The 10,081-nt window shown below is 62.6% G+C and carries 11 protein-coding genes; 7 read left to right on the forward strand and 4 right to left on the reverse strand.

From position 1 onward, the window contains the following. Window position 1: 1 nt before the first annotated feature. Window positions 2-1,021: a CE1 family esterase gene (locus JQC81_RS14995; RefSeq protein WP_203272603.1), complete on the forward strand. Its 1,020-nt coding sequence runs from the start codon at window positions 2-4 to the stop codon at window positions 1,019-1,021. 142 nt (window positions 1,022-1,163) lie between these two features. Here JQC81_RS14995 and JQC81_RS15000 read toward each other — a convergent pair whose 3' ends face one another. After that, window positions 1,164-2,207 carry a GlxA family transcriptional regulator gene (locus JQC81_RS15000; RefSeq protein WP_203272604.1) on the reverse strand — a complete coding sequence of 348 codons (1,044 nt, stop codon included), beginning with the start codon at window positions 2,205-2,207 and terminating at the stop codon, window positions 1,164-1,166. Between the two features lie 127 nt (window positions 2,208-2,334). On the opposite strand from JQC81_RS15000, the gene JQC81_RS15005 reads away from it, so the two are divergent. Both JQC81_RS15005 and JQC81_RS15010 read left to right on the forward strand, forming a co-directional pair. Further along, window positions 2,335-3,393 carry a class I SAM-dependent methyltransferase gene (locus tag JQC81_RS15005; RefSeq protein ID WP_203272605.1) on the forward strand — a complete coding sequence of 353 codons (1,059 nt, stop codon included), beginning with the start codon at window positions 2,335-2,337 and terminating at the stop codon, window positions 3,391-3,393. 66 nt (window positions 3,394-3,459) lie between these two features. After that, window positions 3,460-3,708, forward strand: coding sequence for a hypothetical protein (locus JQC81_RS15010; RefSeq protein WP_203272606.1), 249 nt, complete (start codon window positions 3,460-3,462; stop codon window positions 3,706-3,708). A gap of 136 nt (window positions 3,709-3,844) precedes the next feature. Here JQC81_RS15010 and JQC81_RS15015 read toward each other — a convergent pair whose 3' ends face one another. Then, on the reverse strand, window positions 3,845-5,038 hold the full coding sequence (locus tag JQC81_RS15015; RefSeq protein ID WP_246520434.1) for a D-alanyl-D-alanine carboxypeptidase/D-alanyl-D-alanine-endopeptidase: 1,194 nt from the start codon (window positions 5,036-5,038) through the stop codon (window positions 3,845-3,847). Between the two features lie 742 nt (window positions 5,039-5,780). Here JQC81_RS15015 and JQC81_RS15020 point away from each other — a divergent pair. The 3 genes from JQC81_RS15020 to JQC81_RS15030 all read left to right on the forward strand — a co-directional run bounded on the left by JQC81_RS15020 (window position 5,781) and on the right by JQC81_RS15030 (window position 7,729). Continuing rightward, on the forward strand, window positions 5,781-5,993 hold the full coding sequence (locus JQC81_RS15020) for a ribbon-helix-helix domain-containing protein (protein ID WP_203272618.1): 213 nt from the start codon (window positions 5,781-5,783) through the stop codon (window positions 5,991-5,993). 174 nt (window positions 5,994-6,167) lie between these two features. Continuing rightward, on the forward strand, window positions 6,168-7,322 hold the full coding sequence (gene repC / locus JQC81_RS15025; protein WP_203272608.1) for a plasmid replication protein RepC: 1,155 nt from the start codon (window positions 6,168-6,170) through the stop codon (window positions 7,320-7,322). Window positions 7,323-7,477: 155 nt separating this feature from the next. After that, window positions 7,478-7,729 (forward strand): WGR domain-containing protein, encoded by a 252-nt coding sequence (locus tag JQC81_RS15030; protein ID WP_203272609.1) that lies wholly within the window; start codon window positions 7,478-7,480, stop codon window positions 7,727-7,729. Window positions 7,730-7,758: 29 nt separating this feature from the next. Here the strand turns inward: JQC81_RS15030 and JQC81_RS15035 are convergent, their stop codons facing one another. Together JQC81_RS15035 and JQC81_RS15040 are read right to left on the reverse strand one after the other, a co-directional pair. Continuing rightward, window positions 7,759-7,962 (reverse strand): hypothetical protein, encoded by a 204-nt coding sequence (locus tag JQC81_RS15035; protein ID WP_203272610.1) that lies wholly within the window; start codon window positions 7,960-7,962, stop codon window positions 7,759-7,761. A 544-nt stretch (window positions 7,963-8,506) separates the two neighbouring features. After that, on the reverse strand, window positions 8,507-9,157 hold the full coding sequence (locus tag JQC81_RS15040) for an SOS response-associated peptidase (RefSeq protein WP_203272616.1): 651 nt from the start codon (window positions 9,155-9,157) through the stop codon (window positions 8,507-8,509). 85 nt (window positions 9,158-9,242) lie between these two features. Between JQC81_RS15040 and JQC81_RS15045 the strand changes: the two genes are divergently transcribed. Further along, entirely contained in the window at window positions 9,243-9,860 is a 618-nt protein-coding gene (locus JQC81_RS15045) for a hypothetical protein (protein WP_203272617.1), read from the forward strand. Window positions 9,861-10,081: the final 221 nt, after the last annotated feature.

The raw sequence follows: 10,081 nt of genomic DNA on the forward strand, positions 1-10,081 counted from the left end.
CATGCGAGGCATCATGAAAGGGGCTGCCGCCGTTCTCGGCAGCCTTCTGATCCTCGGCACGGCAGCTTATAGGTACCTCTGGTATGCGCCGGCTCCGTATCTGCCATCGCTAAGCGCCGCAGCCGAGCGTCGGACGGTGCAGGTTGGGGATCGGGAGCGAACGTACCTCGCCTATGTTCCGGCGAACCTTCCTCCGGGATCGCCGCTCGTTATCGTGCTGCACGGGTCCGCCATGGACGGCGCCACGATGCGCCGCTGGACGGGCTACGAGTTTGATCGGCTGGCGGATCGTGACGGCTTCGTCGTGCTCTACCCGGATGGTTACAAGAAGAACTGGAACGATTGCCGCCGCGATGCCACCTATCCGGCGCGGTTGGAGAATGTCGATGACATCGGCTTCATCAGGGTCTTGATCGAGCGGTTCGTATCGGAAAAGGGTGTCGATCCGCGCAAGGTCTTCGCCTTCGGCTATTCGAGCGGGGGGCAGATGGCGCATCGGCTGGCCATCGAAACACCTGACATGGTCGCCGCCGTGGCAACAGCCGGCGCCAACATCCCAGCTCCGGACAACAGTCTGTGTCCACTGGAAGGACGCACCGCACGGGTGATGCTGGTGAGCGGGACGGATGACCCAATCGTGCCATTTCATGGCGGTGAGGTTTCCCTGTTCGGATTAGCAAGCCGCGGCATGGCCCTGTCGGCTATGGAGACCGGTGCAGAACTGGCCCGCCGCAACGGCATCACCACGGGTCCGGATGTGGCACGCCTGCCGTCTCAGAACCCGGACGATGCGACCCCGATCGAGCGTCTTGTCTGGTCCAAGGAGCATGAGCCCACCGTCACGCTCTACGTGGTGCATGGGGGAGGGCATGTGGTGCCCCAGCCAGCCTTCCGCTTCCCGCGCATGCTGGGCCGCATGACAGGCAACCTCAACGCACCGGCAGAGGCCGTGACGTTCTTCCGTCTCGGTCGCGCCGCTGCGCAGACTGCATCGGGGTCGGGATGCCAGGGCGACTGCTGAAGGGATCCTGCGGCACTGGCCTGCAACGCCGCAGATCCGGCCGCAGGGAACAGCTGCTCGCGGCATTCCCCGGCCCCAAGGGCCTCGACAGTAAAAATCAGAGCCGGCGTTCGTGGAAGGGCCGGAGCGGCAATCTCGTCTCCTAGGTGGACGATTGACCTGCCTTTGACCGAGCAAAGGCCGGTACCTGGAAGCGGCGCCGGTAGGCGCCGGGCGTCAACCCAGTGACACGCTTGAACAACCGGCGGAAAAAGGCGGCATCCTCGTAGCCGACCCTCCAGCTGATCTCATCGGCAGGCTCATCCGTGCGCTCGAGCCGGCGCTTCGCGTCCTCAATCCTGAGACGCTGGACATAGTCGATCGGTGCAAACCCAGTCGCCTCTGTAAAGCGCCGCTTGAAGGTCCGCTCGGGGAGGTCCGAGCGGCGGATCATCTCCTCCACAGGGCTCGCGATGGAGAAGTGGGTCGCAAGCCACGCCTGAGCATCAGCAATGGCAGCATCGCCGTGATCCCGCCGGCCTTGAAAGACGATGTAAGGAGCGAGCCCGTCGTGGTGCCACTGCAGCGCGAAGTAGCGGGCCACTGTTTGTGCCGCGGTCGCGCCGACATGCCGGGCAATCAGATAGAGCACGAGATCATGCCACGTCATCGAGGCGCCGGAGGTGACGAACTCCTCGCGCTCGCCCGAGACCACCAGCACCCGTTCGGGGCTCAGTGGCACATACGGGAACACTTTTGCGAACGCCTCAGAGTAGCCCCAGTGGACCGTCGTCTCCCGCCCGTTGAAGAGCCCGGTCTCGGCAAGCAGGAACACGCCGGAGCAGGCCGAGCACAGCAGGGCGCCTTCAGCGTGCATGCGCCGAACCCAGTCGACTATGTCCGGGTACCGGCCGGTCTTCCAGCCCTCAGGCCCCAACAGCACCGACGGGACAATGATGATGTCGGTAGCCGTGACGTCCGAGACGGCGCGGTGAACCTCCACGGGGACGCCGCTCGCCAGCGCCACCTGACCCCGCTCGGCAGCGACGATCTCGACCGTGAACGGCGATGCTTCCGGGATTGAGGGCTCCAGGCGGCCGAGCATGCGGAACGAGCCCAGCACGTCGTAGATCCCGGTCAGGGTTGAGATGACCGCATCAGGGATGGCGACAAGGCTGACGTGCAGCGGGCGCGTCGTTCCTGGCATAGGAGGTCTCCCTGGCACAAATGAACCGTCATTGGCCAGTCTCGCACTCCCGCTCTCAAGGGCCAACCCGGCATCCTGACCTGGACTTCGGCGCACAGGGCGCATGAACGCAAGCCTGGAGGCGGCAATGATGATCAACCAGCAGACGCTCGACACACTGGTCGGCCAGCTTCTCGGGGAGCTTTCAGCCGGCTATGGCGGCGTCATGGTGAGTCTCGGGGATAAGCTGGGTCTCTACAAGGCAATGGCCGGCGGGGGGCCTCTGAGTTCGCACGAGATCGCCAGGCGCAGCGGCTGCAGCGAGCGCTATGTCCGGGAGTGGCTCAACTCCCAGGTGGCCGGCGGCTACATCGCCTATCACCCATGCTCAGCCACCTACGAGCTGACCCCGGAGCAGGCTGCCGTCTTGGCTGACGACACAAGCCCGGTGTTCCTGCCGCACGCCTGGCAGGTGGTTGCCTCCATGTGGGCCGATGAGCCGAAGACACTCAACGCCTTCAGGACCGGAAAAGGCGTGAGCTGGGGTGAGCACAGCGAGCGGCTGTTTTGCGGCGTCGCCGCGTTCTACCGCAACTGCTACAGCGCCAGTCTCATTCAGGAATGGCTGCCGACACTCTCAGGGATCACGACCAAGCTCGAGAAGGGGGCCAGGGTCGCGGATGTCGGCTGCGGGCATGGTCATTCAACGGTGCTGATGGCCCAGGCATACCCGCAGAGCCGCTTCTGGGGCTTCGACGTTCATGAGGGGTCAATCGAGATCGCCCGCCGGGTGGCACGTGAGGCGGGTGTCGAAGAGCGGGTCAGCTTCGAAGTCGCACAGGCAGACGAATACGCCAGGCACGACTACGATCTCGTGTGCTTCTTCGACTGCCTGCATGACATGGGCCGGCCCATTGACGCCGTACGCTATGCCAGGACAGCGATGGCCGAGGACGGGACGGTCATGCTGATCGAGCCGTTCGCCGGTGACCGGGTCGAGGACAACATCAACCCGGTCGGCCGGCTCTACTATGCGGCCTCCACGACCCTGTGCTGTGCCCATGCGATCTCGGAGAACGGCACGCATGTCCTGGGAGCCCAGGCGGGCCCGAGCCGGCTTGAAGCCGTGCTGAGATCCGCCGGGTTCGGCACCGTGCGTCAGGCCGCCCAGACACCATTCAATCTGATCATCGAGGCCCGCCTGTGATCCGATTGCTGAATGCTCGGGCAGGCGTTCCCCGCAACTTTCCTTTCTGTCGTGCAGGAGCGTCCTATGCCTCAGATCCATGATACCTACCCTGGGCCCATCAGTGGGCTCTATCTGCCTCGCATTGCTTGGAACGTGCTGCGGCAAGAGGGGATTCAGACCATCGATCATCTCTCGGCTATTGCTGACCGGCTTGAGCAGTTTGCTGGCGTTGAGTCCAGGATAGCATATGTGATCAGGCAAGCGCTTGCCTGTGCCACGCTGCGCGAAGAATGCATGCTGTTTGAGGAGCATCCTGGCCCTTGGTGCGCGTAAGGCCAAGATGCTTTGGCGCCCTCGATCATGAGGTTGAGTATGGCACGAGGAACATCGCCTGTGTGTGCCAGAAGAACGACTCACGTCCAGTCAGGTGAGTGTGTGCGGCAGGTACACTAGCCAAGCGTGCTTGCGGCTACAACCCGGACTGAATGGTTTTGAGGAGACGAAAGCGCATCGTGCCGTCATTGCTTGTGAGCGCGATCACGAAGCGCACACGCCCATGCTTGGAAGTGTCGGCATAGCCCGCCAAGGTGCTGACGCCGGAAAAGGTGCCGGTCTTGAAGTGGGCGCCGTCGCCGCTGCGGAGCAAGGTGGCATGAGGCTCGAAGAGGCGCAGCAACCGGGCAAGGCCGCGGGCCGTGAAGCGGTTGCCGCGGCTGATGCCCGAGCCTTCCTTGAGCTGGATGGACTCGGCGAGGCCGTGCTTGACGAGCATCTCGTTCGCAACCTGGAGCGACTTTTCGAGGCTAACGGGCCCGCCCAGGCGATGCGCGCCGATCTCCAGGAAGACCTGATTAGCGATGTAGTTGTTTGAGCTGAGGAGCAACCCGGCGAGGATCTCCGAAAGGGGGCGTGACTGGTGATGAACGTAGACCGGTTCCAGGCTCTTGGGCACAGCTCCAGTCGAGATCTTGCCTTTGACGCTGCCGCCGGCCCGCTCGATGAATGCGGCGATCAGCTCGCCGGCATAGTGCAGGCCCACCGCGGGGTTCTGGGTGAGGCTGATCCGGCCGCGACCCTGAGTGTCCCGCGCCAGGAACTGGCTGATCGCCAGCGGCGTGATCGGGGTCTGCTCCTCGGCGGAGCGGACCGTCTTGCCCTTGCGCACGGCGTGGATCGTGTTGAAGTTCACCGCCAGCGCGGAGTTCAGCGCGTCGTAGGCCTCGTCGGTGTTCTCGATGCCGGGAATACGGATGTCGGAGGGGTAGTAGCTCGCATCCAGCACGATGCCGCTCAGCGGCTGCTTGCCAACTGCGGCGACCAGCGCCGACGCGAGCGGGGCCAGCTCTTCGGAGATCAGCAAGGGATCGCCACCACCGCGAATGTAGAGCACCCGGTTTTCGCCAAGGTAGAAGCGGGTCTTGAAGCGGTAGTTGGGGCCCAGGACTTCCATTGCCAGCCAGGCGGTCACGATCTTGGTGACGGAGGCAGGCACGAACGGCCTGTCGGCGTTCTGAGCCACCAGCTCGTTGCCCTTTTCGTCCATCACGAGCACCAGCCCCGACGGAGCGAGCGCCGCAAGCGTCTCCCTGGCATTGGCCAAGGCTTGGGCAGGCAGCAGGAGCAGAGCGCAGGCGAGGGCGAGGGCGAGTAGGTGAGGCCACATGAGGACGCCAACCCGCGTCCTCCAAATCGTCATTTCCGGCAGTTGGCTCAACATAGCGCTATGGCCTCTTAGCTTACATGGGAGGTCTGGGATCGCCCACTTTCGCGCCGCTGCTAGGTGCGTAGTGGACGTGCATTAGGGGGTGGTTGGCTGAGGATGAAGCTGACGTTTGTCGCCTCGGTAGGCAAGTCCTCGGGAAAAGACAGCTGCGGGTGAGGCTCGCTTCGTCGGTTGAGCACCGCACAAGCACACTGGCTCATCCATCCAGTTCCTCTTCGAAGATCCTCAACGTTGGCCTTCACGGCATGAGTCAACTTCGTGTCAAAATGTTTGATGAAGCACCGCCAGGAGGGCCGCCGACACTCCGAGAATGGCCTTCCGCAGCCGACCAGTACGGACTTGTTGGCAAACTGGATCTACTTCAAATATCCGGAAGCCGTGGTCATCTTGTTAACAGTTCTTAACCACCTCGGACCAGCGGTTCTCGAATCATAAAGCCGGGTCGCGAATCTCGGTTCGCTCCGAATACTACGTACATTCGAATCAAGTGCGTAACTTCGAATCATCCGGAACCCGGGTTTTACATACGAATTGACTCGGCCTTTTCAGCTAAATGATTCTAGCTAAAGAAGTTTCCCACCGCTGAATCGATCTATTGTGAATGGATTCTTGACGCGCGACTCCACAGCCAACTCAGAATCGGTCATGTCTCGTAACGGCACGAGTGTAACGGGTGGATGCCATGCCTGACATGAAAGGGATCGAACGGGTTCAGCGCTTCCGCAAGTCTCGCCGGGAACGGGGAGACAAGGAAGTGAACGTCTGGATTCCTGGGCTTTTGAGCACTGCGATTGACCAAGCGGTCAAGAGTGGTCGCTTCAAGTCTCGTGAGGCCGTCATCACCCATGCGCTTGAGGCCATGTTTGCCGAAAAGGATTGGAATGTCGTGACGTAAACCAGGCAAAGCAAAAGGCCCACGAAGCTGGAAACTTCGAGGGCCTTTGGAGAACCCCCGAGGGGTGGCCAAAAGGAATGTGTTGCAGCTTCCTTATGCCATCCCGACAAGCTGAATGTCAAGAGCATCGGTTTCGGTGAACGCTCCCGCTTTGCCCTCAACATGGAGGGTGCGATGCAGCTTGCATCGTCAGGAGGCCGGCGGCTGAGACATGCCGCTCTGGCCGCAAGGAAGCTTGCGCTCGAAGACGGGCGCACAGTCACACGCAAAGAACTCTCGGCCGCCGCTCGCGAGGCCAGCAAGGCGCTTGACCTGCGGCCGGCCCAGCGGGCAGTGCTGTCCGAGCTGGTTGCCTGCTGGGGCGAGCAGGAGTGGGAACGGCTGCTGGTATGGCCGTCCAACGACTACCTCATGAGCCGCACCGGCCTGACCGAGCGGGCGATCCGGCGCATCCTGCGCCAGCTGATCGACCTGCAGCTGATCGCGCCGAAGGACTCGCCCAATGGCAAGCGCTACGCCGTTAAGGATCTCACCGGGCAGGTGGTGGACGCCTTCGGGTTCGATCTGACCCCAGTCTACGCCCGCCGGGGCGACTGGGCGGTGGTGCTCATGGAGCAGAAGCAGCTCCGGGAGGTGCAGAAGCGTGCCTTCGACGAGGTCACCATCTGCCGGCGGGCGGCGGAAGAAGCCTTGAGCGCCTTGGCTGAGCACTTCCCAGAGGTGAACCGGTCCGAATTGGAAGACCAGCTGAAAGCTCTCCAGGCCCGCACGCCGATCCGGTCCAGGATCACCCTTCCAGCCGACCTGCTAGACGCCTGGCAGCTGTTGAGAACTGATGTTGAAGAGGCCTTCTATGAAGCGGGCAAAGCCGGACTCGGAGTCCTCCACACTAATAACAACAACGGATCTCCTAGTGAGCCTTGTAACAAGGGCTTTCCGAAGAAAGCTGAGGCGGTTCGTTCAACAGAACAAACGCCGGAGCACCTATCACCGGAATTGATCCTTGAGGCTTGCCCCACCCTCAGCGACTACGGTCAGCCAATCGGGGATTTGGCGGATATCGTCTCCGCCGGCCGCTACCTCAGGGCCTCACTCGGGGCGCATGAGAGCGCGTGGGCGGAAGCCGTCGAGGAGGTGGGGCCCGTCAGGGCCGCCATTGCGGTGATCTACGTCCTGCAGCTCTACGAGGACGACGCCGCCAAGAACGGCGGCGAGAGCCGGATCAAGAACCCGGGCGGCTACTTCCGTGCCCTCACGCGGATGGTCAGAGCCGGCAAGATCGACCTCGCCGTCGAGCTTCTCGCCATGAGGAGGCGAAGAATGTCGTAAGGAGAGGAACCGTGCGCGTCGAGATGACGACGGGCCAGCGTGCCTGGCTCTAAAGAGCGGAAATCGCAGGGTGCATCACCGGCGTGAATCGTTCATGCTCAATGGATTCAGGACTTTGATTGGACCTTGTCCAGGTGCCTGCGCGACAGTGGCGCATGGCTCAAGACACCATCCAATATCTGGTTCTTCACAGGTGCGATCCAAGTTGCAACATGGCTCGTTACTATGTCCTGGCGATCGAGCCGAGCCTGTTTGGCGATGCGACCCTGATCCGCGAGTGGGGCCGTATCGGTCGACCAGGACAGCGTAGGGTCGAGCTGTACGAAAAACCGTCATGTGCAGCGGAAGCCCTCGAGACTTGGCTCCAGCGAAAGCGGCGACGCGGCTATCTGCTGCGAAGCGGGTAGAGCAGAAGTACAGAAAGCTTGGTCTGGTCTCAGCGCAGGATCTTGAGCAGTTCTTCGACGGCTTCAGCCTCCTTGAGACTGCCTCTCTCGTACTGGCGCAGCACATCCCTGATGTGGGCGCGCTTTGAACGTGAGCTACCAACCTGCTCATCATGGGCGGCTGCTTGCTTTTGGATCACAGGCGGCAATGCAGGCTTGCGGAAGAAGTTCTGAGCTTTTTGCAGCAGTCTCATGGTCAACATTCGTAGCGGATGACACAGATGATCAATAGGCGCTCTTGAGGCCGGTCCGTTGCCTCCTATCCTTAGCAACCGGCAGGATCGAGGAAGACAGACTTTGGTCGAAGGCATCGGGGCGGGAAAGCCGAGCTTTGATCTTCGTTATGGTATGAGCGGGCTTCGACAGTGCACACGGCTGATGGTGTCGAGCGGGCGCTAAGAGGATAACCGCAAATGGCTGAGAGTTTCTCGCCGACCATTTTCCTTTACGGCATGGCCCTCGTGCTCGCCGTGGGAAAGGCGTTCACGCTGACGATCTGGCGGCCCCTTCCGAAACCGAGGCCAGGACTGAGGCAAGAGATGCTGCAGGCATGGAAGAACCGGAGGCTCCGGAAACAAGCTGCAATAAGTCCAGTCCAGCATCCTCGAAGTGAGCAGGCGGTAGACGATCCCTTGAAGGATGCTGAGGGGGCTAAGAGGGAGCCTCACGCCACAGTGCCAGCTCCGGAACAGGGTCCAACCCAGCTCCTGAAAACTAGCTTTGGAGATTGCAGGCCGTTCAAGCTGCCTCGGGTTGGTCCGATCTTGCACCTTCCGCCACAATGTCGAGCATGTCATCGGGCAGCGGCCGCTGCAGTTTGAGCGCTACTTCCGCTGGCGCCGTGAGCCAAGTCTCGTACTCCTCCGGTGTGGTGAGGACGACCGGCATGGCCTTCGGGTGGATCGGCCCGACGACGCCGTTCGGCTCTGAGGTGAGGAACGAATAGAGCAAGTGCTCGCCCTCGACCGGCTCGGCCTTGGTGCCGCGCACTCCCGTCCATGGCCGCCAGATACCCGCGAAGGCGGCCAGGGGCCGTTCCTGGTTGAGCGCGAACCACACCGGCGTCTTGCGCGGCTTGGTGTCCTTGTACTCGCTGAAGCTGGTAAGGGGCACGAGGCAGCGGTACTGAGGCTTGAGCCAGGCGCGCCAGAAGGGCGAGGATACGTTGCGCACGTTGGTGACCGGCTGGGTGCCGACCTTCGGCGGCGGCGGAAAGCCCCAGCGCATCTGGATCAGCTCGCGCTCGCCGTCGACGGTCCGGACGACGGGAGCCATCTGGTCCGGAAAGATCGCTGGCAGGGGAGGAACGTTGCCGGCGCTATCGCGGGCGACCTCGAAGGCCCGGCGCATGGCTTCCTGGGTGGTGTAGCTCGAATACAGATTGCACACGGGTGGGATCCTCCGGCGGGGCATGGTCTCTCGTACAGTCGCGGTAGTTTTCAAATCGTGCAGAGGCTGGCATAGCCGGGGGATGATGGACAAGCCGACGACCACAAGTTCCGAGCTCGTGAGCGACCAAGGGCCGCCGGACCTCGCACTGCCCGATGACCGCATGCCGGAGGCCGAGGTGGCCCTGCGGCTGGCCGAGTTCATCCTGTCACTTCCCGGCTCGGGAGCCATGGCCAGCGTCGCGATCGACGGGGCCAGCATCAAGGTCGGCGACGCGGTCATATTCGACATCGGCCGCTTCATGGCCGGCACTGGATGGGAGCAGACCAAGGAGCCGCAGGTCGGTCGGAACGCCTGGACCGGCACTTACCGGCGTGGCGACAAGACCATCCGGGTGCACTCGCGGCCGGGCGAAGGCGACGTTGTCGCCACAGTCAACGGCCGCCGCATCGTCGCCGAGTGCAAGAAGGGGCCGCTGGTCCGAAAGCCCGGCAGCCCAGAGTACCCGCTGCTCACGACAGCACTCGGCCAGGCGCTTCTGTTCCATGTCGCCGCCGATGACATCGTCGTCGCGGCCGCTCCGGACACACCTGTCTTCCGCAAACTTGCGGAGACTTGGCGGAGCCGTCCCCTTGTTAGGCGGGCCGGCATCCGGATCGCCCTCGTGGCGCGCGACGGCGCGGTTTCCGGGCTGGATTTGTGACCGGCACAAGATGCGGTGGCGCACGATAGAGTGAGATCTCCTTCGCCCTGACCAGATCTCGGAGGGATCATTGTGAATTGCTCGCCTACGACGCCAGGGCGTCACGCCGGTTTCTGATGGGTTGCACCGGGACGTAGACGAGCTTCCGGTGCCAGTCGCACCAGCTCGACCCCTCGGGCGTTGGGGCTCCGCAGCAGATGGCGTGGCGAGGATCGTCGGAG

Source organism: Microvirga arabica (genome assembly GCF_016811235.1).
In the GTDB taxonomy this organism is placed as follows: Bacteria; Pseudomonadota; Alphaproteobacteria; order Rhizobiales; family Beijerinckiaceae; genus Microvirga; species Microvirga arabica.